Genomic DNA, 21052 nt, shown 5'->3' on the forward strand with positions numbered 1-21052 from the left:
CACAAGGAGTGCGCTATGCACCGCTATGCTCAGAAACTGCACCACCTGCTCCGGAGTCTGCTGCTTTTGTCCCTGATTACCGCAACAAGCGCCCAGGCGGCGGAAAAGATCGACTTGATCATCGACACCGATCCGGGTGCCGACGACGTGGTGGCCTTGCTGTTTGCCTTGGCATCGCCGGAAGAATTGAACATCCGCGCGCTGACCACCGTCGCCGGTAACGTGCGTCTGGACAAGACGTCGCGTAATGCGCGGCTGGCCCGCGAGTGGGCGGGGCGTGAAGAGGTGCCGGTGTATGCCGGTGCGCCGAAGCCGCTGATGCGCACGCCGATCTATGCCGAGAACATTCATGGCAAGGAGGGCCTGTCGGGCGTTACCGTGCATGAACCGAAGAAAGGCCTGGCCAAGGGCAATGCGGTCAATTACCTGATCGATACCTTGAAAACCGCCAAGCCCCACAGCATCACCATCGCCATGCTCGGTCCTCAGACCAACCTGGCCCTGGCACTGATCCAGGAACCTGAAATCGTTCAGGGCATCAAGGAAGTGGTGATCATGGGTGGTGCGCACTTCAATGGCGGCAACATCACTCCGGTGGCGGAATTCAATTTGTTCGCTGACCCGCAAGCGGCGGAAGTGGTGCTGAAAAGTGGCGTCAAACTGACGTATCTGCCGCTGGACGTGACCCACAAGGTCCTCACCAGCGAAGCGCGCCTGAAGCAGATCGCCGCGCTGAACAACAACGCCAGCAAGCTGGTGGGCGATATTCTCAACGAATACGTTAAAGGCGACATGGAGCACTACGGTCTTCCGGGAGGCCCGGTGCATGACGCTACGGTCATTGCCTACCTGCTCAAGCCGGAGCTGTTCACGGGCCGTTCGGTCAATGTGGTAGTTGATAGCCGCGAGGGCCCGACGTTCGGTCAAACCATCGTCGACTGGTATGACGGTCTGAAAGCGCCAAAGAACGCTTTCTGGGTTGAAAGCGGCGACGCTCAGGGTTTCTTCGATCTGTTGACCCAGCGTCTGGCGCGTCTGAAGTAAGTTTCACACCCGCAGGTGCCAGCCTGCGGGTTTCACTCCCTTTCGTTGTATTCAGCGCCCTTGTAGTCGGCCGGGTACTTCTCGAATACCTGCGCGATAAAGGATTGCGCCGCTTCAGTCCCCAACTCCTTGACCAATAGATCGATACCAATGATTGCCAACTCTTCCGGGCTGCCCGGGCTGTAGGAGCTATGGCCTTGTGGCCACTTGGCTTTGATGTCGGCGTCGATGCTTACGGTGGTCATGATGGCGCTCGTGAATTCGGAAAAGTCTGTGGGTGAGTTAACCATTTTGCCGGACGTTTGGCACTCCGACTTAGGCATGAGAGGAGGGCTATGCGACACTTGGTCCTAGATGAATTTTTCAAGGACAGCGCTGTGCAGATCGATTTGAACACTCCTGACGGCTTGACCCTTGAAGCGGTGCGCCAGCTACTGGCCAGTGCCAGCGATGATGAGCATACCCAATTGCGGGTCACCAAGGGCGGTATTGCCTATATTTCATCGGGCGTCGTGGGCGGCACCGACATCGGCGGCCTGCTGTTTCGTCTGGAGACGTGGGCCAAGGGTTCCGGGTATGTGGGATTGGTTGCGGCCAGTGACGAGGTTTGGGTCATGCAGATTTTCAATGCGCTGAAAGAGAACTGGCCAACACCACCGTTCGACTACATCGACATTTATTGAGTGCTGTTCATATTCAGTCATGATTGAGGGATGAACGGCCGGGAATGCTCAGGCAAACTCGCCGATTGTCCGGATCGAGGGTAGGGTGAAAGCGCTACCTGTGAAACCAAACGCCAGATTGGCGGTCGCACGATCTCAGCTCACTTATTGAAAAAAGGAGGCTTCATGCCTTGGAAGCTCGCGTCATTGGGTACTTTGTTGGCCGCTAGTCTGCTGGCGGGTTGCAGCAGTACGTCTACCGAGTCGGCAACAGACCCTGTCACGACGACGGATACCGGTCACAGCCGTTGCGAAGCAAAGGCTGCCGAATTCACCATTGGCAAAAAGGCTTCGCCTGAACTGCTGGAACAGGCGCGCCTTCGCGCCGGCGCGCAAAATGCCCGTATCCTCAAGCCCAACGATATGGTGACCCTGGAGTACCGCTCCGATCGCCTGAACCTGAACACCGATACCAACCTGGTGATCACGCGCATCAACTGCGGCTGACCCCGTCAGGCTATTGCTTCACCCATAAAAAACCCCGTCACATGGACGGGGTTTTTTTAGTGCGCCTGGAAATTACTCTGGGCGAACTTGAGCAGCTTGCATACCCTTTTGGCCTTTCTCAGCCACGAAGGAAACAGTCTGGCCTTCTTTCAGGCTTTTGAAACCGTCGCTTTCGATAGCTTTGAAGTGTACGAACAGGTCGTCACCGCCACCTTGAGGAGTGATGAAGCCGAAGCCTTTTTCATCGTTGAACCACTTAACGGTGCCGGTTTGGCGATTAGACATGGTGTATCTCCAAGAAACATATATTTTTTCAGTACTGTGTTGCTCAGGCCAACTGGGCACACCGGGGTATCATAGTCGAAATGTTCGCTTTGGGAGCCCCCCGGACGTGCTGTTTGCCCTACAGTCATGCGTTCTTTGTTGCTCAATGTGGCTGAAAGCCCCGATTTAAAAGGCTTTCAGCCGAAAGTAAAGACGATAAAAAAAGCTGTAAATCCTGCATAAAATGTACGAAAAAGCGCTTTTCAGGGGTTTTTCATCGATTGATGCAGCCCCCAAGTCGTTTTGCCGAGCTTATTTTTTCGCCTTGTTATCGGCCTTGCATGCCGCAATCTGGGTCAGTGCTTTTTGCTTGAGCGCATCACTGGCCTTGTTATCCATCAATGCCTGAATGTCGCTGGCCGGATACGATTTGATTGCATCGGCACCACAAGCGCAATGAGCTTTGGCAGCGGCCGCGCCGATTTGGGGAGTGGCTGCCTGAGTGCACTGAGCCATGTATTTCTCGCGCTCGCCCTTCGGCCAATCGGCATGGGCGGCCAACGGCAGCAGCAGGACGATGGGGGCGACTACTGCGAACAAACGATTCAGACGCATGCTGGGATGCTCCTTGTGGGTCAATGTCTTGTTATCTGAGGGGTAAAGCAGGGTTCAAGTTCAGCACTCTGGCATAAAAACTCCTGATTTGCCCCAGCAGAAAACCCGGCACCGCGACGACCGTTCATCTGTGCTAGCATGCCCCGCTCGGGTATTTGCAAGCTCCGGATGACCTTCAGTCCCGGCGGCGGCAAATGTTCGAATAACCCTGATTTGAATCCCAGTCACTCTGGTTCGGTTTTCCGGTTGGTCGCAAGGCTCCTGCCGCTGTAAGGCAGGCGTTCGTCATTGAACGGCCTGGACCGGATCTTGTACTGGCTCATCCCAACCCACGTGACCTTTGGTAGGGGTCACCACTAGGAGAGGAGGCGCCATGCCAACTATTACTCTTCCCGACGGCAGTCAACGTTCATTCGATCACCCGGTTTCCGTAGCCGAGGTCGCCGCATCCATTGGTGCAGGTCTGGCCAAGGCCACCGTGGCCGGCAAGGTCGATGGCAAGCTTGTCGACGCCAGCGACATCATCAGCGCCGACGCTACGCTGCAAATCATTACGCCAAAGGATGAAGAGGGGCTGGAGATCATTCGCCACTCTTGTGCCCACCTGGTTGGCCATGCGGTCAAGCAGCTGTACCCGACCGCCAAAATGGTGATCGGGCCGGTCATCGACGAAGGCTTCTATTACGACATCGCCTTCGAACGTCCTTTCACTCCGGACGATCTGGCCGCCATCGAACAGCGCATGCAGCAGCTGATCGAAAAAGATTACGACGTGATCAAGAAAGTCACTCCGCGCGCCGAAGTGATCGAAGTGTTCAAGGCCCGCGGCGAAGACTACAAGCTGCGCCTGGTCGAAGACATGCCGAACGAGCAGGCCATGGGCCTGTACTATCACGAAGAATACGTCGACATGTGCCGTGGTCCGCACGTGCCGAACACGCGTTTCCTGAAATCCTTCAAGCTGACCAAGTTGTCCGGCGCCTACTGGCGTGGCGATGCGAAGAACGAGCAATTGCAGCGCGTTTACGGCACCGCATGGGCTGACAAGAAGCAGTTGGCGGCTTACATCCAGCGCATCGAAGAAGCTGAAAAGCGCGATCACCGCAAGATCGGTAAGCGCCTGGGCCTGTTCCACACCCAGGAAGAGTCACCGGGCATGGTGTTCTGGCACCCGAACGGCTGGACGTTGTACCAGGTGCTCGAGCAGTACATGCGCAAGGTTCAGCGCGACAACGGCTACCTGGAGATCAAGACTCCACAAGTCGTTGACCGCAGCCTGTGGGAGAAATCCGGGCACTGGGCCAACTACGCCGACAACATGTTCACCACTCAGTCGGAAAACCGCGATTACGCCATCAAGCCTATGAACTGCCCTTGCCACGTGCAAGTGTTCAATCAGGGCCTGAAAAGCTACCGCGAGTTGCCAATGCGCCTGGCCGAATTCGGTGCCTGCCACCGTAACGAGCCATCGGGTGCGCTGCACGGCATCATGCGCGTGCGTGCGTTCACTCAGGATGACGCCCACATCTTCTGCACCGAAGAGCAGATGCAGGCCGAATCCGCCGCGTTCATCAAGCTGACCATGGACGTCTATGCCGACTTCGGCTTCAAAGAAGTCGAGATGAAGCTGTCCACTCGTCCGGAAAAACGCGTCGGTTCCGACGAATTGTGGGATCGCGCCGAAGCTGCATTGGCTGCAGCCCTTGACAGCGCTGGCTTGCCGTACGATCTGCAGCCGGGCGAGGGTGCGTTCTACGGTCCGAAGATCGAGTTCTCGCTGAAAGATTGCCTCGGCCGCGTCTGGCAGTGTGGTACCCTGCAGCTCGATTTTAACCTGCCTGTCCGTCTGGGAGCCGAATACGTCTCCGAAGACAACAGTCGCAAGCACCCGGTGATGTTGCACCGGGCGATCCTCGGATCCTTCGAGCGTTTCGTCGGCATCCTGATCGAGCACTACGAGGGTGCATTCCCTGCGTGGCTGGCTCCGACCCAGGCAGTGATCATGAACATCACTGACAAACAGGCCGATTTTGCCGCCGAGGTTGAAAAAACTCTCAACGAAAGCGGATTTCGTGCCAAGTCTGACTTGAGAAATGAAAAGATCGGCTTTAAAATCCGCGAGCATACTTTGCTCAAGGTTCCCTATCTCTTGGTTATCGGAGATCGGGAAGTCGAGATGCAGACTGTCGCTGTGCGTACTCGTGAAGGTGCTGACCTGGGCTCGATGCCCGTCGCCCAGTTCGCTGAGTTTCTCGCGCAAGCGGTTTCCCGGCGTGGTCGCCCAGATTCGGAGTAATTATTATTAAGCGTGAAATGAGACAAGATAAACGAGCTGCACCGAAAGCCCCGATCAACGAGAATATCTCGGCACGCGAGGTTCGGTTAATTGGGGCTGAAGGTGAACAGCTTGGGATTGTGTCAATTGAAGACGCGCTTCTTAAGGCTGAAGAGGCCAAGCTGGATTTGGTGGAGATTTCCGCCGATGCAGTACCCCCTGTTTGCAAACTGATGGACTACGGCAAATCGATCTTCGAGAAGAAGAAGCAGGTTGCCGCGGCCAAGAAAAACCAGAAGCAGATTCAGGTTAAAGAAATCAAGTTTCGTCCAGGGACGGAGGAAGGGGATTACCAGGTAAAACTGCGCAACCTGGTACGTTTCCTGAGTGATGGGGACAGGGCCAAGGTATCCTTGCGATTCCGCGGCCGTGAGATGGCCCACCAGGAGCTGGGGATGGAACTCCTCAAGCGAGTTGAAGGTGACTTGCTCGAGTACGGTTCGGTCGAACAGCATCCTAAGATGGAAGGACGCCAGCTGATCATGGTCATCGCCCCGAAAAAGAAGAAGTAATCAACAGGGCACGGCAGGCCTTCTGATTATGTTTATCAACTGAATGCGGAGTATCCGAACATGCCAAAAATGAAAACGAAAAGTGGTGCTGCTAAGCGGTTTCTGAAAACTGCTAACGGTATCAAGCACAAGCACGCTTTCAAGAGCCACATCCTGACTAAAATGTCGACCAAGCGTAAGCGTCAACTGCGCGGTAGCAGCTTGCTGCATCCGTCTGACGTGGCAAAAGTCGAGCGCATGCTGCGCCTTCGTTAATTTTAGTCAAGAATAGAGGAAGTAACTCATGGCTCGTGTAAAGCGTGGCGTCATTGCCCGTAAACGTCACAAAAAAATTCTGAAACTTGCTAAAGGCTACTACGGCGCTCGCTCGCGCGTATTCCGTGTTGCCAAGCAAGCGGTAATCAAGGCAGGCCAATACGCCTACCGTGACCGTCGTCAGAAAAAACGTCAGTTCCGCGCTCTGTGGATCGCTCGTATCAACGCTGGTGCACGTATCAACGGTCTGTCCTACAGCCGTTTCATCGCCGGCCTGAAAAAAGCGTCCATCGAGATCGACCGTAAGGTTCTGGCTGATCTGGCAGTGAACGAAAAAGCGGCGTTTGCTGCGATTGTCGAGAAAGCTAAAGCCACCTTGGCTTAAGTACCCCCGACAGTCACCCGGCCTCACCTCTGTGGGGCCAGGTGTTAAACGTCATAAATAGGGGAAGAGCCTTCAAGCTCTTCCCCTATTTTGTATCTGGAGTCTGTACATGGAAAACCTGGATGCGCTCGTCTCTCAAGCACTAGAGGCTGTGCAAAGCGCTGAAGATATCAATGCCCTGGAGCAAATCCGGGTTCACTACCTTGGCAAAAAGGGTGAATTGACTCAGGTGATGAAGACCCTGGGGAATTTGCCGGCAGAAGAGCGTCCGCAAGTCGGCGCCCTGATCAACGTTGCCAAGGAGCGTGTCACAGAGGTTCTCAATGCCCGCAAGGCACTGTTTGAAGAGGCCGACCTGGCCGCCAAACTGTCTGCCGAGTCCATTGACGTGACCCTGCCTGGCCGTGGCCAGACCTCGGGTGGTCTGCATCCGGTTACTCGTACTCTGGAACGTATCGAACAGTTCTTCACCCACATTGGCTACGGCATCGCCGAAGGCCCTGAGGTCGAAGACGATTACCACAACTTTGAAGCGCTCAACATCCCAGGCCATCACCCGGCCCGATCGATGCATGACACCTTCTATTTCAATGCCAACATGTTGCTGCGCACCCATACCTCGCCGGTACAGGTCCGCACCATGGAATCGAAACAACCGCCGATCCGCATCGTCTGCCCAGGCCGTGTGTACCGCAGCGACTCCGATATCACCCACTCGCCGATGTTTCACCAGGTCGAAGGCCTGCTGGTCGACCGCGATATCAACTTCGCCGACCTGAAAGGCACCATCGAAGAGTTCCTGCGCGTGTTCTTCGAAAAAGAACTGGCCGTGCGTTTCCGTCCTTCGTACTTCCCGTTCACCGAGCCATCCGCTGAAGTCGACATGGAATGCGTGATGTGCAGCGGTAAAGGCTGCCGTGTCTGCAAACAGACTGGTTGGCTGGAAGTCATGGGCTGCGGCATGGTTCACCCGAACGTGCTGCGCATGTCCGGGATCGACCCGGAAGAGTTTTCGGGCTTTGCCTTCGGCATGGGCGTTGAGCGTCTGGCCATGCTGCGTTACGGCGTGAACGACTTGCGTCTGTTCTTCGACAACGACTTGCGGTTCCTCGCGCAATTTCGCTAGTCGTAACGAATTCTTAGGAGAGCAGGATGAAATTCAGTGAACAATGGCTGCGTGGCTGGGTAAGCCCGCAGGTAAGTCGCGACGAGCTGGTTGCTCGTCTGTCGATGGCCGGTCTTGAGGTCGATAGCGTTACGCTGGCCGCCGGCGAATTCACCGGTGTGGTGGTGGGCGAGGTGCTGAGCACCGAGCAGCACCCGGACGCCGACAAGTTGCGTGTTTGCCAGGTCAGCAATGGCTCGGAGACCTTTCAGGTAGTCTGCGGCGCGCCAAACGTGCGCCCGGGCCTGAAGATCCCGTTCGCCATGATCGGTGCTGAACTGCCGGGCGACTTCAAGATCAAGAAAGCCAAGCTGCGGGGCGTTGAGTCCAACGGCATGCTCTGCTCGCAAGCCGAGCTGCAAATCGGCGAAGGCAATGATGGCCTGATGGAGCTGCCGGCCGATGCGCCGGTTGGCCAGGACATTCGTGAATACCTGAGCCTGGATGACGCCAGCATCGAGGTCGACCTGACCCCGAACCGCGGTGACTGCCTGTCCCTGGCCGGTCTGGCCCGTGAAGTCGGCGCGCTGTATGACGCTAAAGTCACTCGTCCGATCGTTCCAGTCGTGCCAGCCGTGCATGACGAAGTGCGTTCGATTGAAGTCCTGGCACCGACTGCTTGCCCGCGTTACCTGGGCCGTGTGATCCGTAACGTCGACCTGTCCAAGCCTACGCCGCTGTGGATGGTCGAGCGTCTGCGTCGTGCCGACGTGCGCAGCATTGATGCTGCCGTCGACATCACCAACTACGTGATGCTGGAGCTGGGTCAACCGCTGCACGCGTTCGATCTCGCCGAAATCAATGGCGGCATCCGTGTGCGCATGGCTGAAGAAGGCGAGAAGCTAGTATTGCTCGATGGTCAGGAAGTCAGCCTGCGTAGCGATACGCTGGTGATCGCCGACCATACCCGCGCTCTGGCTATCGCCGGCGTCATGGGGGGCGAGCACAGCGGCGTCAACACCGCGACCACTCGCGACATTTTCCTGGAAAGTGCGTTCTTCGATCAGATTGCCGTCGCTGGCAAGGCCCGTTCCTACGGCCTGCACACCGACGCCTCGCACCGCTACGAGCGTGGCGTGGACTGGCAACTGGCCCGTGAAGCCATGGAGCGCGCCACTGGCCTGCTGCTGGAAATCACTGGCGGCGAAGCGGGGCCGATCATCGAAACCGTCAGCGAACAGCACCTGCCTTCGATTGCACCGGTTACTCTGCGCGCGCAACGCATCACTCAGATGCTGGGCATGGAAATGGATTCGGCCGAAGTCGAGCGATTGCTCAGTGGCTTGGGTCTGAAGATTTCTGCCGATGGGGCAGGGCAATGGCGCGTTGAAGTGCCAAGCCATCGCTTCGACATCAGCCTCGAAGTTGACCTGATCGAAGAGCTTGCCCGTCTGTACGGCTACAACCGTCTGCCGGTTCGTTACCCGCAAGCTCGTCTGGCGCCGCAGGCCAAGGCTGAAGCGCGTAGCGACCTGCCTGAATTGCGTCGCCTGCTGGTGGCCCGTGGTTATCAGGAAGCGATCACCTACAGCTTCATCGATCCGAAACAATTCGAGTTGTTTAATCCGGGTGTCGAGCCGCTGCTGCTGGCCAACCCGATTTCCAACGACATGGCGGCCATGCGCTCGTCCCTGTGGCCTGGTCTGGTCAAGGCGCTTCAGCACAACCTGAATCGTCAACAGGATCGCGTCCGTCTGTTCGAAAGCGGCCTGCGTTTCGTCGGTCAGCTGGAAGGCTTGAAGCAAGAGCCGATGTTGGCCGGTGTTGTTTGCGGTAGCCGTCTGCCGGAAGGCTGGGCGCAAGGTCGCGATGTCGTGGATTTCTTCGACGTCAAAGCGGATGTGGAAGCGGTACTGGGCTTCGCTGGTGCGCTGGGTTCGTTCACGTTCGTGCCGGGTAAACACCCTGCGTTGCACCCGGGTCAAACCGCGCGCATCGAACGTGAAGGTCGTTTGGTAGGGTTCGTTGGCGCAATCCACCCTGAATTGTCGAAAACCCTCGGCCTCGATCGTCCGGTCTTCGTTTTCGAGCTGGTTCTGGCTGAAGTGGCGTTGGGCAAAATGCCTAAATTCCAGGAGTTATCGCGCTTTCCTGAAGTGCGTCGTGACCTTGCGCTGATTGCCGAAAAAGACGTCGCGGCTAGCGCTGTACTGGACGTAATCCGTGAAAATGCAGGGGAATGGCTGACGGACCTCAGGCTATTTGACGTATATCAGGGTAAAGGCATTGATCCTGATAGAAAAAGCCTTGCAGTCGGCTTGACCTGGCAGCATCCATCGCGCACTCTTAATGACGATGAGGTGAATACTACGACGCAAAACATCCTCACCTCGCTCGAACAAAGGTTGAACGCCACGTTAAGGAAGTGACGTATGGGGGCTCTGACGAAAGCTGAAATGGCGGAACGTCTGTATGAAGAGCTGGGCCTGAATAAACGGGAGGCCAAGGAATTGGTCGAACTGTTTTTTGAAGAAATTAGGCACGCTCTTGAAGACAACGAACAAGTCAAATTGTCCGGTTTCGGCAATTTCGACCTTCGGGACAAACGCCAGCGGCCCGGCCGCAATCCGAAAACGGGTGAAGAAATCCCGATCACGGCTCGCCGTGTGGTCACCTTTCGTCCAGGGCAGAAGTTGAAGGCCCGAGTTGAGGCTTATGCTGGAACCAAGTCATAACGACGAGCTACCCGTCATCCCAGGCAAACGCTACTTCACCATCGGTGAAGTCAGCGAGCTGTGCGCCGTAAAACCGCACGTGCTGCGCTATTGGGAGCAGGAGTTTCCTCAACTCAACCCCGTCAAACGACGCGGAAACCGCCGGTATTATCAGCGACAAGACGTGCTGATGATCCGGCAGATCCGCGCGCTTCTTTACGATCAAGGTTTCACCATCGGCGGCGCGCGCTTGCGTTTGTCCGGCGATGAAGCCAAAGACGACACCACTCAATACAAGCAGATGATTCGGCAGATGATTGCCGAACTGGAAGATGTGTTGGTGGTGCTCAAGAAATAAATTCATGCGTTTGAATACTTCCAGTTTTCAAAAGCTTGCGATATATTCTTGAGCGTTCTTCGAGGTGAAGAACGAGTTTCACGCCTAGTCGGGGCGTAGCGCAGTCCGGTAGCGCACTAGCATGGGGTGCTAGGGGTCGAGTGTTCGAATCACTCCGTCCCGACCATATTTCCTGAGTAAAATCAAACAGTTAAGCCGATCATCTGGATCGGCTTTTTTGTGTCTGCGCAAAACCCGCGCAAAACTGGCGCAAAACTACCCGGTGATTTCAGTGATATTCAGGTCCGGAATTGCCTCGGACCAGATGATTTCCTCGTGGTCCCGCTGGTAGTTTTTGGTCATGCCCTCGCTCGCATGGCCAGCAATTTTCTGCCCATCCTTACCGGCTTTCTTGTAGAGATGCAGCGACAGCGCTCGCACTTCGTGGAAGCCCGGCATCTCTTCCTCCTTCCACCCCTTGTAGCATTCCGCCGCCTCCCGGGCGTCCTTGAATGCTCGAGTCAAATACCTCTCTTCAATCTTCGTCCAGTGGTCCTTGGTTTGTGCTTGTTTCTGTTTCAGGCGATCGGGCTTGCGGTGCACCAGGTATGGCGAGACCACATCGTCGCGGCACCGGCTGATCACCGCCTGCAACTCCGTCGTAACGCGGAAGCGAATCCATGCCGCGTCACTGGCCTTGGCCGTCTTCTTCTGCACGACGTACAGGAATCCCTCCCGCACCCCATCGAAGCGCATATCAAGGATGTCGGTTCGGCGTTGCGCGGTGATCAGGGCCAAGTCGATGGCGTTCTGCAACCAGGCCGGTGATTTCTCCCGGATAGCTTTCAGTCCCTCGACGGTATGGCGCTTGCGTTGTTTCTTCTCGATGCGGTTGATGGTGCTGGCCGCCGGGTTGTCCGGACAGAGCCCTTTCGCCGCGGCGTGGTTGAAAATGTCGATCAGCAGGGCCCGGCACTGGTTCGCAGAGCGCGGCGTGATAGCGTCCAACATCTTGGCGATCATCCGAATCGTGATCTGGTCGACGGCCTTGCCCTCGAATTGCTTGCGGAAACGCCGGAAGTGCACCGCGTACAATCCGAGAGTGCCTTTGGCCAACTCGCGTGGCGGCAGGACGTCGCGTTCGTAGGTGTCGAGGAAGGTGGCGAACGACTCTGACGATGCGGAGAGCACCGCACCGACCAAGTCAGCGCCACGCATGAATTCCAGGTTCAGCTGCTTGGCCGCATCGATCGCTTTAATGCGGTCGGTGCCGAACTGAAACCACTTTCCATCGGTAGGCCGGCGGTAGCGATAAGTCGAGCGCCGCGCATCGAAGTACAGGTTCTGCGGGAGGTTCTTATTCGCCTTGTTCCGCGGCCGAGGGACCATCATGCAGCTCCTTTCAATACCATCGCCACGAGGTCGTTACCGTCCGAGCGGCTGAATGCCGTCCAGTCAACGTACCAGAGTTTCCCGATCTGCTCGCCGGGCACCATACCGTTGCGGATGTGGTTGCGGATCGCTTGTGGGCATTGCGGTGTTCCGTTTTCGCCCCAGCGCCGGCGCTGGAACTCACTGATCTTGATCAGCTCTCGTTTCATTGGGTGCTCCATGCCGCGCGTGGCGGCAGAAGGTGGTGAATGATTTATGCCGCTGCCCTGATTGTCCGGCCCGCGTCACGACGCCTGGTCATGAGCACCTGCAGCCGGTACGCGTGAAATCGACGTCCGTCGTGTGACCTGATCTCTGGCGCAAGGTCGGCCAGGTCCTCATCGAGGCGACCGAAGTAGTAGAGGTGTTCGCCGTCACCACCCCATTCGGGCTGAACGGTCGCCCAGGTACGCGCCTCGACGCAGGGCATACAGGTTTTGAAGGTGTCCATGTCGCCGCCCCAGCAGCCCGTGACGAGGCTGTACTGCTGGCCCGGCTGAATGACGCCGTAGCACTCGCAGCACTTATGCTGCTTGCGTGCGGTGGGCGTGGTTTCGGTTTGAAAGTCGGACATAACGAATCCTCGCCCGACGTTCACCGGCAGGCTGTGAGTTGTAAGGTTTTGGTTTGCAGTCGGGTGAATTCGGTGGGGGCGCTGGCGGTGGGCATCAGGGAACAGCTGATATACGAGAAGGCCTCACTCGAATAAGGTTCAGCAGTTCGCCCTGCCAGCTGTTTCAGAGAAATGCTGAGTGGCCGCAACTGGTCAGGGTGGGCTACTTCTTTAACCGCGCGGCCCCGTGTAGATGAGCCAGGCCATGTAGGCGAGGGCATAGACTGGGATGATCATGGCGTCACCTGCATATCGACGTCGTCGTGAATCCATTCGATGCTGAGCAGGTCGTCCTCGTCGATCTGGGCTTCGCGCAAGTCGTTGCTGGCTCGCAGGTACTCAATCTCATCATCGGTCATGCTGCTGTAAACCTTGCGAAAGCTCACGACCGCTTTACCTGTCAAAATGACTTGCTTGCTCATGGCGTCACCTCGCGGCGCGCCCATTGCACATATGGGCCATCATCCGTGTCGAAGATGCCGAGCAGGAGCCATCCATCATCGATCGGCGTCTCAGGATTCCAGCCGAGGCAGTGGGCCTCGCCAACCTCCCAGTACGGGTGGGCATCCAAGTCTGAATCCATGTGCCAGCCGGTTACCTTCAGGCCCTGGGCTTCGAGCCACGCTTTCCATGCTTCGGCGTCTTCATCGAAGTCCGGGATGTGAGGGTGGTACCAGTACCCATCCTCGTCGCGCACAACTTCGACGGGGCCAATCAACTTTTCTTCAGGCATGACTGTTCCTTTGCCGCTATAGCGGCTGAGAGTTGTACATAAAATTTGGATTCGTATAACTGTTGTGACCAACTGTCCGATACCGTTTCGGCACGGTTGCGCTTCGTTCGAATGGGTCTAGTTTTGGACTGTGTTAACCCTCACAAGGAACCGGCAGGAGGGCTCTATGAGACTTCGAGGCGATGTGTTTTGGGCGTGGGCAGATCCCGAGCTCCACAGCAGAACACACGATGAAACTCTGAATGATGGGACTTTCATCGACGTGCAAGTCAGGCTATCGCGTGCCGGCGAGACTCAAATGTTCATCGGGATTTATGCTCCCGATGGCATGGCGTTGCATGAAGAGGCTGTTGATCCACGCCCTGGTGAATCGATGACCAGAGCTTTGGCTTGGGGTGTCGGTCGAGCTCGCCAGTTGGCTACCGCAGGAAGGGGGAGTACTTGCCGCTCAGCTTCTTCGAGATAGCGGCTGACTTTGAAGGCAGGGGATAGCAATTTGCCGTTATGGCGTAATGCGCCCGAAAGAGATAAAACCCAGACTCTTACTTTTGCAGACTCTCCGGAGGGGCCGTGTCTCACTTCATGGATGTGCCGATTGTTCATCACTACCGCGGCCGGGATGTGTTTGTGAAGTTTTGTTGGCGGAAGCCAAACGATGAAACTCCGACGGCCGCGCATATCATTGCCGAAGGGAGTGTCGAAGGCTTGGGCGTTGGAGCGGTAGATCTTGTTGGGCCATGGGATAATTACCCCGAAGCGCTGGCCGACGCGATGGCATTGGCCGAGCAGTGGATTGACAGCCAGCTTCCTTAGAGCGAACCGATTGTCGTGCGAACTGGCGCGGCAACCAATGGTGATGTCAAAATGCCTGCGTATGTGTATCGGCTCTATTCAGTGGCTGACCTATAACGGGCGTACCGCTTCATGAGCAATACAGATGATTTCCGCTTCCAGTCGCATCACCTACTGCTTGAACTCGACGCAGCCACAAACCACATGATGATGCTGGTCTCAGCAAGGCAGGCTGAAGGCTATTCATGGGATGAAGCTGCCAGGCGCCAAAAGGCTGCGTACGAAGCGTGGACTGCTTTCCTTTATGCACCTAAAACTGATCCGATGCCTTCCTTAGACGGTCGGGCTGCGGGTAGCTACGGCCAATTTGCCGACTGACCAGTTTCCATCGATACCAGATCATGGGCATTCACAACCGTCATGCCGAGGCGGTGGGCGATTTGAACTTCGAGCTTCGCGCCCTCCGATCTTTCCCATCCGGGCAGCAGGGCGATCACGCCGCACAGCCCTAGGCGAGTCAGGTTGTAGGACATGTAGTCAGTCCATTGCGCACCTTCGACGATGCCGTGGTCTGCGGGGTTCTCGACTTCGTAACCATGGGCCCGCAGCCGGTCAGCCATGACGTTGAAGGCCGGGTAATTGAAGTCCTTGATCCCAGTCATTGGCCCCGCGACGTAAACGCGTTTTGCGCGGGCGGTGGCGAGCGTCACGCCCGGGGCGATGACTGCCCGAATGCGGTCTACCGCACGGTCAATCGGGCCTTGAATGAAAGGCGGCGGTGGCTCGTTCGCCGGCGGCACCAGTCGGGTAACCGCTGCGATCATGCCGATCAGCGACTCGGTCACGATGGTTCGGAGATCCGGCTTGCGGTTTTCTGTGGGCATGGGGCGTCCTATGCCGGGGCATGCCCGGGTGGTGGCGTGATTTGAGTTTGTGAGCTATTGCTTGATATCCCGGCATAGGGCCGGTTCAAGGAGCGGAGATGTCGAACAAATATTGGCAGTCGGAGCTTTGGGGTGAAGATCCTTCGGACGTATGCCATAAGCACGACGCAGAGCGTGGCTTTGTCATCACGGTTAGGCTCAGACGCCAGAGCAGGCATGAAGGCATCATGCTAACCCAGCTGTTTCATCCCAGTGGGGCAAAACACTCGGAGCATGTTTTCGATATCTCGGACGATTCTGACTATCAGGCGATCCAGCACGGCATCGGTCATGGTGAGTGGCTGGCTCGCGGAGCCCGACCGAAATAAGCATCAAGCTCAGCTCAATAGGTGAGGGTGGGTCAGGCCGCGAGGCGTTGATAGAGCTCGATGATGTCTGCGGCGTTTGCTGCGACCAAGGCTTCCGCCTCATCCGGACAGACGCTGTTGCCGATTAGTCGAACCTGGTCAGTTTTGTTGATGTCGCGCCATTCCTCAGCGCCGGTTACCGGATCGACGAACAGCCCGCGGTCGATGATGTAACCCCGGTCGAAGCCCTGCGCCGCTTTCAACTCAGGCGGTTGCAGCATTCGCAGAGTGATATCCACCAGGACATAGCCGCCGACCATCACCATTTCAGCCGGGTCTTTGAAGTGCTCCGGCAGATACTCATGCATGAAGGCGGCACAGCGGCGGGCGCCTTCCATCTGCTCCGTCGTAAGCGTGTCCGGCACCTGCACAACCTCGACAAGCGCCACGCGGTCTTTCGTTGGCAGCGTGTGCATCGGCTCGGTGAGCGAAATGCCGTCCTTCTCGTTGCCGTAATACTTCACCAGGTAAGCGTTGGCCAACCGCTGATTGGCGCCGGACTGGCAGATTGTCGAGAGCGGCGAGTCGGCAGCGCGGCCATCACCGTCGTAGAACCCGCCGTTTGCCTGCTCGAAGAACGCCGCAGATACCGCATGGTGCCCCGTGCTGGTTGCGACCACGCCGAGCGGGTTGTCGACATCGGCCCCGACCGATCCTTTGCGTAGGGTGACCATATTCGCCGCGGCCAGGGCGAAGTGGCCGCCCTTGACCTGGGCGACCTGAGTCCGCAGTGGCTCCTGCACATCGAAATTACGCTGCGAAGAGCCGTTCGCGCACTCGGTGAGGAAGGGCGCTGCGACTGGCTGCACCAACGCGTGATGTGTGCCGCCGGCGCTGATGGTCGACAGTGCTTCGTCCACGCCGTGGGTGCTGGTGTGTGATTCCGACGTGCCGCGCATCGGGACAATGAAAGGCTTCGCGCTGGTCAGCACGTGACGCCAGCAGCCTTTGGCAACGCGGCGCATGGTGTTCTCTGCCATAGGCTTCTCGCGAAATATGGTGCGGCCGAGGTTGCTCCAGTTGATGCACTCCGCGGCGGTGCGCCAGGGTTGCTGTTTAGCGGTCGGCACCTTGTGGCGTTTCGGCGCTGGCCAGACGATCGGCTTACCGTCGCTTCGGGCCACCAGGTAGAGGCGCTTCCGGATGGTTGGGGTGCCGGCGTTGGCGGCGATGCGTTCGCGCCATTCGACGTTGTAGCCAAGACCACGCACCAGTGCTTCCATCGGCACGAACTCCCCGATGGCCTGCATGATCTCGACCATGTCCGGGTGATCGGCGGGAAGCCCAGTGCTGAGGGCTGCAATGAATGCCTGGAAGGTTCGCCCACGTTCGGCCTTGATCGGTTGGCCTTCGTCGTCGATCGGTCCCCAGTCGCAGAACTCTTCGACGTTCTCCAAGAAGAGCAACCGCGTCTTGGTGACGAAACACCAGCGGATCACTACCCATGCCAGGCCGCGAACGCCTCGATCGCGCGGCGCGCCGCCCTTCGCCTTGCTGTGATGGCGGCAGTCAGGCGATGCCCAGATGATCGCCACCGGCTGCCCGCCGGTTGCTGCTCGAGGGCACACCTCATACACGTCGGCCACATAGTGAGCCGTTTGCGGGTGGTTGGCGCGGTGCACGGCCAGGGCGATCGGGTTGTGGTTTACCGCTACATCCGGCTCCCGGTACGCACGGGCGATGCCGGTGCTGGCGCCACCGCCGCCGGCGAACAGGTCCACCACCAGTTCCTTTTCGAACGGCAGGCCCATACTTGGCTGATCATGGATGAACTGGGGCAATTTCTGGTGTGCGGACATAGGGGATCCTCGACGGGCTATAGTCGGTGGTTCGATGGATTAAGTAAGTGAGGTGAAGCTGTGAAAGATCCGCACAACACGATTGAGCGACTGACGAAAGCGCTTGAAGCAATGGCTACCGGCGGAAGCGCTTCTCAAAGATCCAGCTCCGTGCACAGTGAGCTCTTTCCATTGCTGGCTTCTGAATTCCCGAACGAAAATGCTCGATCTCTTTTCGAGAAAATCATGTCGTTTGATGTGAGTGGCTCGGCGATTCCGTTAGAAGAGTACGAGCGGTTATTCCAAAATGTCTGGGACCTTTACTGGCTGATGTCCGCTAACCGTCAATACCAGTAGGCCGACTGGCATGATTCGAAATTAAGTGGTTGAGAAACGGAAGGAATCAGGCGGCGTGAGACTTTGCTGGCACCCAATCAGCGAACCCGACTTTTGGCGCGCCGGTTTTGGCATTCAAGATCGGCTTGCTCTTGGCATCGACCAGTACCGCCTTCGTGCGGATCTTCAGGTCGCGACAAACAATGCTTGCCCTGGCCATCTCCATGAACTGCTGGGCGTACTGGGGTGCATCGAACATCGGAGACAGGCGGACGCACTTTTTGCCTGCCATGATTCTTGCTACCTCCGCCTCAACTGCCAGCTCCCACTCCGGGATGGTCCGCTCAACCATCTTTCCGTTTTCCATCTTGTAGGTGTTGGTGTGCTCTTTGGCCTCTTCGCGAGCCCAGTTCTCACTCATTCCGAATACGGCAAATGTGCTCATGGGTCACTCCAGGCAGTCGAGAGCCTTCTGCAAAAATTCGTTGATGGTCTTCGATTGATCTGCGGGATTCATCGCTCGCTTTATCCACATGCAGGCTTCTTCTGCGTTATCACGCAGGTCCGCCAGCTCATCAGCAACTTCATCGGCTTCGCTTTCGATCCGGCGGATGTCCTCGCGCAGCTCTTCGCGCTCAGCGCTCGGGTCGATGCTTTGCGCTGTCAGGCGCCGGGTGAGTTCGGCGGCGGCCGCCGGATCAAGCGCGGCGTAGTGCAGGCACTCTTCGTCGCTTAACGCATTTGCGGGAATGCTCATTGGCAATCTCCAGGCAGACGCCTGCCTCGCCGGCTGGCGTGATTCGTTGAAGTGAGGTATTTGTGTTCGGCCCGGCAAGGAGCCGGAAGGAGATGCGTGTGGGTACGATTGAGCTCAGCGACCTGCGAGGTTATTTCAAGGAGCTTGCTGCTCCGGCATTTGAGGAGTTCTGGTTTGAGTATCAGGCGGACATACCTGTCGATATTGGCAGGCACATGTTCATCTACCGTCGGTTGGTCACGGCGCTCTTCTTCTTAAATCACATGACTGATAAAGCAGCAAAACAGCGCGGAGCCGAAAATCCTGGGGAGGTAATCAGGATGGTAAAGGCCCGCGACCCCGATGCTGGAACTGCACTCGATGTGTGCCGATCACTTACCAACGATGTTAAGCATCCAAAAACCCAGCCCCAAACATTTGGCTTTCGAGATCGGGTAGAAACTGATGAGGATGGTGGAAATCAACTCCCTTGCTGGATCTACACCGACAAGTCCGGAATTAGCCATGATCTCTGCGATATTGCCCAGCGAGTCTGGAAGTACTGGATTGATTATCGGCACGAGCGCGAAGTCGCCGCACTGCCGTGACCGGATGCGACAGGGTGTAGTGGCATTTTGGGTGCGTGTGGGGTATTTGTGTCTTCCCGGCGTGGAGCCGGATCAAGGAGATGCAGATGAAAACTGATCGCGAAGTTGCACTTGAGCAGGCGCTTGTAGCCATTATTGGGGCAGCGATTGCTAGTGGGCTGGATGCAAAAAACCTGATCGACAATGCGGCGACCGGCCTACAGGGTAATGCCCCCTACCGATGGGTTGGTCACCCACATGTATCGAACGCCATTCAAGTGATGAGTGATGCTCACGCACAAGCATTGACAGTCTCGTCAGATCGATAGGCCTGGAGCCATCAAGCCTCGATGCCGGTCTTGGCGAACTCTTCAAGCTGTCGCGACTGCTTTTCAGTGACCGCGATTTAAGGTCGCGACATGCTGGCGAGCACGCGGACAATGTTCGTTGTCAAGCAGCGGCGCGCTTCAATTGCTCGGTGAGCTGCGTTGGCAGGCCGCGCAAGGTCAGTGTGCCGCCGGCCTCGTCGAACTCGATCCTGGAGCCCAGCAGGTGCTGCTCGAAGCTGATCGACAGACCTTCGGCGCGGCCGGTGAAGCGCCGGAATTTGTTCAGTGTTTTCCTGTCCGGCGGGATCGACGCCGAAAGACCGTAGTCCTTGCCCTGAACGAACTCAGCGAACGCCAGTGGCTGGTCGTCGTCGAGTACTTCGGACAGTTCGTCGAGCGTGATCGGCTCGCCCAGTTTGGCCTGGGACAAGGCGTAGCTGACCAGCGTGCCGGTCTTCTCGCGGGCCGCATCTTCGCCCAGGTCTTCGCTTTCAACAAAATCACTGAACGCCTTCAGCAGGGTGCGGGTTTCTCCCGGGCCGTCGAGGCCCTCCTGCGCGCCGATGAAGTCGCGGAAGTACTCGTTGAGCCTACGGCCCTGCTTGCCCTTGAGGTATGAGATGTACTGGCGCGACTGAGGGTTGTTCTGCCACTCGCTGACGTTGATGCGCGCCGCTAGGCGTATATGGTCCAGGTCCAGGCGCTTCACCGTCATCAAGTGCAGCTCTTCGGTCATGGTCACCGCTTCGGTTTCCTGCAGCAGGGCGATGGTCAGGTATTCGGTCAGGCCTTGCTGGTAATGGCAGAACAGCGCGTTGCCACCGACCGATAAGTTTGACTCTTCCATCAGCCTGGTCAGGTGCTCAACGGCGTTGTTGCTGAAAGTCATGAAATCATCGGGTCCAGCCAAGTACTTGCTGAGCCAGCCACTGAGTGGGAAGGCGCCAGATTCGGCGTGAAAGAAACCCCAGGCTTTACTAGTCTTGGCGTTGTAGCTTTCGTTGAACTGGCTCATCAGGTCGTCACGAGCCTGGCTTCCGATCAGCTCAGCGTTACCAAAATGTAGAATGGCCGGGGTGCCGTCGGGCTTCTTGTCAATCTTGTGGATGATGCTGTGGAGAACAGGCATTGCGGTTACCTCGGGTAGGCGCCGCCCTCCGTGACCGGATGCGCAGCGTGGTGGCAAATTAGTGGTACATCAGTTAAAAAGTCTGCTTCTCGTCCGATATCGGACTTACTCGGAGCAGTGCTATGGACTTCACGCGAGACCCAGAGGGTTTTTTTACCTACATCACCTCAGTCAAACGGGATTGGGATCGTGCATCTTCCCGGTTCCTAGGTCTTGTCGAGCACTGGCAAGACTTGTCGTTGAATCATTTCGCAGGTGTGACTTCAATAACGGCAAAGGAGCGCAGTATCGAAGGAGAGGTATTAGGCAAACAGTTCTTTATTGAACTGAGCCCAATCTCTGCGGATAAAGCTGGACTCGCAGAGGCGATATTGTTTTTGCGAAAAAGCGGAGGTTCGAAATCGGAGTTGGGTCGATTTAATATCAGTCGTGATGGAGCAATCTTCAGCGCCAATGGCTCGCTTCTTGTCGATCCGGAAATCCAGGGCTACAGCTACAAAATTTTTTCCACAGTTCTCCAGGCGGTGCTCGAAGCGCCCACTCCTTTTGAATTGAAGTGATC

32 protein-coding genes and 1 tRNA gene are annotated in these 21052 nt (G+C 57.0%); 20 read left to right on the forward strand and 13 right to left on the reverse strand.

Translation table 11 applies throughout. The features are described from left to right. Positions 1 to 15 precede the first annotated feature (15 nt). Positions 16 to 1044 (forward strand): nucleoside hydrolase, encoded by a 1029-nt coding sequence (locus tag KJF94_RS06885; RefSeq protein ID WP_214382141.1) that lies wholly within the window; start codon positions 16 to 18, stop codon positions 1042 to 1044. A 32-nt stretch (positions 1045 to 1076) separates the two neighbouring features. Here the strand turns inward: KJF94_RS06885 and KJF94_RS06890 are convergent, their stop codons facing one another. Further along, positions 1077 to 1289, reverse strand: coding sequence for a hypothetical protein (locus tag KJF94_RS06890; protein WP_033061806.1), 213 nt, complete (start codon positions 1287 to 1289; stop codon positions 1077 to 1079). 132 nt (positions 1290 to 1421) lie between these two features. Here KJF94_RS06890 and KJF94_RS06895 point away from each other — a divergent pair, with 132 nt between their 5' ends. Together KJF94_RS06895 and KJF94_RS06900 are read left to right on the forward strand one after the other, a co-directional pair. Continuing rightward, positions 1422 to 1727, forward strand: a complete 306-nt coding sequence (locus KJF94_RS06895; protein WP_214382142.1) for a hypothetical protein — start codon at positions 1422 to 1424, stop codon at positions 1725 to 1727. A gap of 165 nt (positions 1728 to 1892) precedes the next feature. Continuing rightward, on the forward strand, positions 1893 to 2213 hold the full coding sequence (locus KJF94_RS06900) for an I78 family peptidase inhibitor (protein ID WP_214382143.1): 321 nt from the start codon (positions 1893 to 1895) through the stop codon (positions 2211 to 2213). Positions 2214 to 2285: 72 nt separating this feature from the next. On the opposite strand, the gene KJF94_RS06905 is transcribed toward KJF94_RS06900, so the two are convergent. Both KJF94_RS06905 and KJF94_RS06910 read right to left on the reverse strand, forming a co-directional pair. Then, positions 2286 to 2498, reverse strand: a complete 213-nt coding sequence (locus KJF94_RS06905; RefSeq protein WP_003179963.1) for a cold-shock protein — start codon at positions 2496 to 2498, stop codon at positions 2286 to 2288. Positions 2499 to 2789: 291 nt separating this feature from the next. Continuing rightward, entirely contained in the window at positions 2790 to 3092 is a 303-nt protein-coding gene (locus KJF94_RS06910; RefSeq protein WP_214382144.1) for a hypothetical protein, read from the reverse strand. A 373-nt stretch (positions 3093 to 3465) separates the two neighbouring features. Between KJF94_RS06910 and thrS the strand changes: the two genes are divergently transcribed. The 9 genes from thrS (at position 3466) to KJF94_RS06955 (ending at position 10922) form a co-directional block, all read left to right on the forward strand. Next, complete coding sequence (gene thrS, locus KJF94_RS06915; RefSeq protein ID WP_214382145.1) at positions 3466 to 5388, forward strand: threonine--tRNA ligase; 1923 nt, start codon at positions 3466 to 3468, stop codon at positions 5386 to 5388. After that, positions 5388 to 5939 (forward strand): translation initiation factor IF-3, encoded by a 552-nt coding sequence (infC, locus tag KJF94_RS06920; RefSeq protein WP_172668659.1) that lies wholly within the window; start codon positions 5388 to 5390, stop codon positions 5937 to 5939. Before thrS ends, infC begins: the two co-directional genes overlap by 1 nt. A gap of 60 nt (positions 5940 to 5999) precedes the next feature. Then, positions 6000 to 6194 (forward strand): 50S ribosomal protein L35, encoded by a 195-nt coding sequence (gene rpmI, locus KJF94_RS06925; RefSeq protein ID WP_002553160.1) that lies wholly within the window; start codon positions 6000 to 6002, stop codon positions 6192 to 6194. Between the two features lie 28 nt (positions 6195 to 6222). After that, entirely contained in the window at positions 6223 to 6579 is a 357-nt protein-coding gene (gene rplT / locus KJF94_RS06930; protein WP_007905879.1) for a 50S ribosomal protein L20, read from the forward strand. Positions 6580 to 6688: 109 nt separating this feature from the next. Continuing rightward, the gene (gene pheS / locus KJF94_RS06935) at positions 6689 to 7705 is read left to right on the forward strand and encodes a phenylalanine--tRNA ligase subunit alpha (RefSeq protein ID WP_007905876.1); all 1017 of its coding nucleotides are present in this window, start codon (positions 6689 to 6691) and stop codon (positions 7703 to 7705) included. Positions 7706 to 7731: 26 nt separating this feature from the next. Next, complete coding sequence (pheT, locus tag KJF94_RS06940) at positions 7732 to 10113, forward strand: phenylalanine--tRNA ligase subunit beta (protein WP_214382147.1); 2382 nt, start codon at positions 7732 to 7734, stop codon at positions 10111 to 10113. Positions 10114 to 10116: 3 nt separating this feature from the next. After that, entirely contained in the window at positions 10117 to 10419 is a 303-nt protein-coding gene (gene ihfA / locus KJF94_RS06945; protein WP_002553164.1) for an integration host factor subunit alpha, read from the forward strand. Further along, positions 10400 to 10756, forward strand: a complete 357-nt coding sequence (locus KJF94_RS06950; RefSeq protein WP_003179985.1) for a MerR family transcriptional regulator — start codon at positions 10400 to 10402, stop codon at positions 10754 to 10756. Before ihfA ends, KJF94_RS06950 begins: the two co-directional genes overlap by 20 nt. A gap of 89 nt (positions 10757 to 10845) precedes the next feature. Next, a tRNA-Pro gene (locus tag KJF94_RS06955) sits at positions 10846 to 10922 on the forward strand. Between the two features lie 89 nt (positions 10923 to 11011). Here KJF94_RS06955 and KJF94_RS06960 read toward each other — a convergent pair. From KJF94_RS06960 to KJF94_RS06980, 5 genes are all read right to left on the reverse strand, one after another. Further along, the gene (locus KJF94_RS06960) at positions 11012 to 12124 is read right to left on the reverse strand and encodes a phage integrase Arm DNA-binding domain-containing protein (protein ID WP_214384754.1); all 1113 of its coding nucleotides are present in this window, start codon (positions 12122 to 12124) and stop codon (positions 11012 to 11014) included. Next, positions 12124 to 12336 (reverse strand): hypothetical protein, encoded by a 213-nt coding sequence (locus KJF94_RS06965; RefSeq protein ID WP_214382149.1) that lies wholly within the window; start codon positions 12334 to 12336, stop codon positions 12124 to 12126. The genes KJF94_RS06960 and KJF94_RS06965 overlap by 1 nt, the downstream gene beginning before the upstream one ends. A 44-nt stretch (positions 12337 to 12380) precedes the next feature. Further along, positions 12381 to 12740 carry a hypothetical protein gene (locus KJF94_RS06970; protein WP_214382151.1) on the reverse strand — a complete coding sequence of 120 codons (360 nt, stop codon included), beginning with the start codon at positions 12738 to 12740 and terminating at the stop codon, positions 12381 to 12383. A 272-nt stretch (positions 12741 to 13012) separates the two neighbouring features. Beyond that, the gene (locus KJF94_RS06975) at positions 13013 to 13201 is read right to left on the reverse strand and encodes a hypothetical protein (RefSeq protein ID WP_214382153.1); all 189 of its coding nucleotides are present in this window, start codon (positions 13199 to 13201) and stop codon (positions 13013 to 13015) included. After that, positions 13198 to 13512 (reverse strand): hypothetical protein, encoded by a 315-nt coding sequence (locus KJF94_RS06980; RefSeq protein ID WP_214382154.1) that lies wholly within the window; start codon positions 13510 to 13512, stop codon positions 13198 to 13200. Before KJF94_RS06980 ends, KJF94_RS06975 begins: the two co-directional genes overlap by 4 nt. A gap of 166 nt (positions 13513 to 13678) precedes the next feature. Here KJF94_RS06980 and KJF94_RS30045 point away from each other — a divergent pair, with 166 nt between their 5' ends. From KJF94_RS30045 to KJF94_RS06990, 3 genes are all read left to right on the forward strand, one after another. Continuing rightward, a complete protein-coding gene (locus KJF94_RS30045; protein ID WP_250548227.1) occupies positions 13679 to 13978 on the forward strand; it encodes a hypothetical protein in 300 nt (99 codons plus the stop codon). Positions 13979 to 14082: 104 nt separating this feature from the next. Then, complete coding sequence (locus KJF94_RS06985) at positions 14083 to 14325, forward strand: hypothetical protein (protein WP_214382155.1); 243 nt, start codon at positions 14083 to 14085, stop codon at positions 14323 to 14325. Between the two features lie 111 nt (positions 14326 to 14436). Next, positions 14437 to 14682, forward strand: a complete 246-nt coding sequence (locus KJF94_RS06990; RefSeq protein WP_214382156.1) for a hypothetical protein — start codon at positions 14437 to 14439, stop codon at positions 14680 to 14682. Here the strand turns inward: KJF94_RS06990 and KJF94_RS06995 are convergent. Then, positions 14661 to 15188, reverse strand: coding sequence for a DUF4406 domain-containing protein (locus KJF94_RS06995; protein WP_250548228.1), 528 nt, complete (start codon positions 15186 to 15188; stop codon positions 14661 to 14663). The two genes, KJF94_RS06990 and KJF94_RS06995, sit on opposite strands and share 22 nt — an antisense overlap. Positions 15189 to 15286: 98 nt before the next feature. Here KJF94_RS06995 and KJF94_RS07000 point away from each other — a divergent pair, with 98 nt between their 5' ends. Further along, on the forward strand, positions 15287 to 15556 hold the full coding sequence (locus KJF94_RS07000) for a hypothetical protein (protein WP_214382157.1): 270 nt from the start codon (positions 15287 to 15289) through the stop codon (positions 15554 to 15556). Positions 15557 to 15588: 32 nt separating this feature from the next. On the opposite strand, the gene KJF94_RS07005 is transcribed toward KJF94_RS07000, so the two are convergent. Beyond that, positions 15589 to 17394 carry a DNA cytosine methyltransferase gene (locus KJF94_RS07005; RefSeq protein ID WP_214382158.1) on the reverse strand — a complete coding sequence of 602 codons (1806 nt, stop codon included), beginning with the start codon at positions 17392 to 17394 and terminating at the stop codon, positions 15589 to 15591. A 60-nt stretch (positions 17395 to 17454) separates the two neighbouring features. Here KJF94_RS07005 and KJF94_RS07010 point away from each other — a divergent pair, with 60 nt between their 5' ends. Next, the gene (locus KJF94_RS07010) at positions 17455 to 17730 is read left to right on the forward strand and encodes a hypothetical protein (RefSeq protein WP_214382160.1); all 276 of its coding nucleotides are present in this window, start codon (positions 17455 to 17457) and stop codon (positions 17728 to 17730) included. 46 nt (positions 17731 to 17776) lie between these two features. On the opposite strand, the gene KJF94_RS07015 is transcribed toward KJF94_RS07010, so the two are convergent. Next, complete coding sequence (locus tag KJF94_RS07015; RefSeq protein WP_214382162.1) at positions 17777 to 18154, reverse strand: hypothetical protein; 378 nt, start codon at positions 18152 to 18154, stop codon at positions 17777 to 17779. Positions 18155 to 18157: 3 nt separating this feature from the next. Next, complete coding sequence (locus KJF94_RS07020) at positions 18158 to 18466, reverse strand: hypothetical protein (RefSeq protein WP_214382165.1); 309 nt, start codon at positions 18464 to 18466, stop codon at positions 18158 to 18160. Between the two features lie 98 nt (positions 18467 to 18564). Between KJF94_RS07020 and KJF94_RS07025 the strand changes: the two genes are divergently transcribed. Both KJF94_RS07025 and KJF94_RS07030 read left to right on the forward strand, forming a co-directional pair. Beyond that, positions 18565 to 19053 carry a hypothetical protein gene (locus KJF94_RS07025; protein ID WP_214382167.1) on the forward strand — a complete coding sequence of 163 codons (489 nt, stop codon included), beginning with the start codon at positions 18565 to 18567 and terminating at the stop codon, positions 19051 to 19053. An 86-nt stretch (positions 19054 to 19139) separates the two neighbouring features. Then, positions 19140 to 19361: a hypothetical protein gene (locus tag KJF94_RS07030; protein WP_214382168.1), complete on the forward strand. Its 222-nt coding sequence runs from the start codon at positions 19140 to 19142 to the stop codon at positions 19359 to 19361. 121 nt (positions 19362 to 19482) lie between these two features. Here the strand turns inward: KJF94_RS07030 and yejK are convergent, their stop codons facing one another. Next, on the reverse strand, positions 19483 to 20490 hold the full coding sequence (yejK, locus tag KJF94_RS07035) for a nucleoid-associated protein YejK (protein WP_214382169.1): 1008 nt from the start codon (positions 20488 to 20490) through the stop codon (positions 19483 to 19485). Positions 20491 to 20612: 122 nt separating this feature from the next. On the opposite strand from yejK, the gene KJF94_RS07040 reads away from it, so the two are divergent. Then, on the forward strand, positions 20613 to 21050 hold the full coding sequence (locus KJF94_RS07040; protein ID WP_214382170.1) for a hypothetical protein: 438 nt from the start codon (positions 20613 to 20615) through the stop codon (positions 21048 to 21050). Positions 21051 to 21052 lie beyond the last annotated feature (2 nt).

It is taken from the genome of Pseudomonas hormoni (genome assembly GCF_018502625.1).
GTDB lineage: Bacteria > Pseudomonadota > Gammaproteobacteria > Pseudomonadales > Pseudomonadaceae > Aquipseudomonas > Aquipseudomonas hormoni.

What these genes read in the sequence shown, in the direction of transcription:
- KJF94_RS06950 (WP_003179985.1), top strand. Translation starts at nt 10,400, where the DNA reads ATGCTGGAACCAAGTCATAACGACGAGCTACCCGTCATCCCAGGCAAA.
- KJF94_RS07030 (WP_214382168.1), top strand. Translation starts at nt 19,140, where the DNA reads ATGAAAACTGATCGCGAAGTTGCACTTGAGCAGGCGCTTGTAGCCATT.
- KJF94_RS06905 (WP_003179963.1), bottom strand. Translation starts at nt 2,498, where the DNA reads ATGTCTAATCGCCAAACCGGCACCGTTAAGTGGTTCAACGATGAAAAA.
- KJF94_RS07040 (WP_214382170.1), top strand. Translation starts at nt 20,613, where the DNA reads ATGGACTTCACGCGAGACCCAGAGGGTTTTTTTACCTACATCACCTCA.
- KJF94_RS07005 (WP_214382158.1), bottom strand. Translation starts at nt 17,394, where the DNA reads ATGTCCGCACACCAGAAATTGCCCCAGTTCATCCATGATCAGCCAAGT.
- KJF94_RS06980 (WP_214382154.1), bottom strand. Translation starts at nt 13,512, where the DNA reads ATGCCTGAAGAAAAGTTGATTGGCCCCGTCGAAGTTGTGCGCGACGAG.
- pheT (WP_214382147.1), top strand. Translation starts at nt 7,732, where the DNA reads ATGAAATTCAGTGAACAATGGCTGCGTGGCTGGGTAAGCCCGCAGGTA.
- thrS (WP_214382145.1), top strand. Translation starts at nt 3,466, where the DNA reads ATGCCAACTATTACTCTTCCCGACGGCAGTCAACGTTCATTCGATCAC.
- KJF94_RS06890 (WP_033061806.1), bottom strand. Translation starts at nt 1,289, where the DNA reads ATGACCACCGTAAGCATCGACGCCGACATCAAAGCCAAGTGGCCACAA.
- KJF94_RS30045 (WP_250548227.1), top strand. Translation starts at nt 13,679, where the DNA reads ATGAGACTTCGAGGCGATGTGTTTTGGGCGTGGGCAGATCCCGAGCTC.
- KJF94_RS06885 (WP_214382141.1), top strand. Translation starts at nt 16, where the DNA reads ATGCACCGCTATGCTCAGAAACTGCACCACCTGCTCCGGAGTCTGCTG.
- KJF94_RS06995 (WP_250548228.1), bottom strand. Translation starts at nt 15,188, where the DNA reads ATGCCCACAGAAAACCGCAAGCCGGATCTCCGAACCATCGTGACCGAG.
- KJF94_RS07000 (WP_214382157.1), top strand. Translation starts at nt 15,287, where the DNA reads ATGTCGAACAAATATTGGCAGTCGGAGCTTTGGGGTGAAGATCCTTCG.
- KJF94_RS06990 (WP_214382156.1), top strand. Translation starts at nt 14,437, where the DNA reads ATGAGCAATACAGATGATTTCCGCTTCCAGTCGCATCACCTACTGCTT.
- KJF94_RS07015 (WP_214382162.1), bottom strand. Translation starts at nt 18,154, where the DNA reads ATGAGCACATTTGCCGTATTCGGAATGAGTGAGAACTGGGCTCGCGAA.
- pheS (WP_007905876.1), top strand. Translation starts at nt 6,689, where the DNA reads ATGGAAAACCTGGATGCGCTCGTCTCTCAAGCACTAGAGGCTGTGCAA.
- KJF94_RS06965 (WP_214382149.1), bottom strand. Translation starts at nt 12,336, where the DNA reads ATGAAACGAGAGCTGATCAAGATCAGTGAGTTCCAGCGCCGGCGCTGG.
- KJF94_RS07020 (WP_214382165.1), bottom strand. Translation starts at nt 18,466, where the DNA reads ATGAGCATTCCCGCAAATGCGTTAAGCGACGAAGAGTGCCTGCACTAC.
- KJF94_RS06900 (WP_214382143.1), top strand. Translation starts at nt 1,893, where the DNA reads ATGCCTTGGAAGCTCGCGTCATTGGGTACTTTGTTGGCCGCTAGTCTG.
- yejK (WP_214382169.1), bottom strand. Translation starts at nt 20,490, where the DNA reads ATGCCTGTTCTCCACAGCATCATCCACAAGATTGACAAGAAGCCCGAC.
- KJF94_RS06910 (WP_214382144.1), bottom strand. Translation starts at nt 3,092, where the DNA reads ATGCGTCTGAATCGTTTGTTCGCAGTAGTCGCCCCCATCGTCCTGCTG.
- KJF94_RS06970 (WP_214382151.1), bottom strand. Translation starts at nt 12,740, where the DNA reads ATGTCCGACTTTCAAACCGAAACCACGCCCACCGCACGCAAGCAGCAT.
- rpmI (WP_002553160.1), top strand. Translation starts at nt 6,000, where the DNA reads ATGCCAAAAATGAAAACGAAAAGTGGTGCTGCTAAGCGGTTTCTGAAA.
- ihfA (WP_002553164.1), top strand. Translation starts at nt 10,117, where the DNA reads ATGGGGGCTCTGACGAAAGCTGAAATGGCGGAACGTCTGTATGAAGAG.
- rplT (WP_007905879.1), top strand. Translation starts at nt 6,223, where the DNA reads ATGGCTCGTGTAAAGCGTGGCGTCATTGCCCGTAAACGTCACAAAAAA.
- KJF94_RS06960 (WP_214384754.1), bottom strand. Translation starts at nt 12,124, where the DNA reads ATGGTCCCTCGGCCGCGGAACAAGGCGAATAAGAACCTCCCGCAGAAC.
- KJF94_RS06975 (WP_214382153.1), bottom strand. Translation starts at nt 13,201, where the DNA reads ATGAGCAAGCAAGTCATTTTGACAGGTAAAGCGGTCGTGAGCTTTCGC.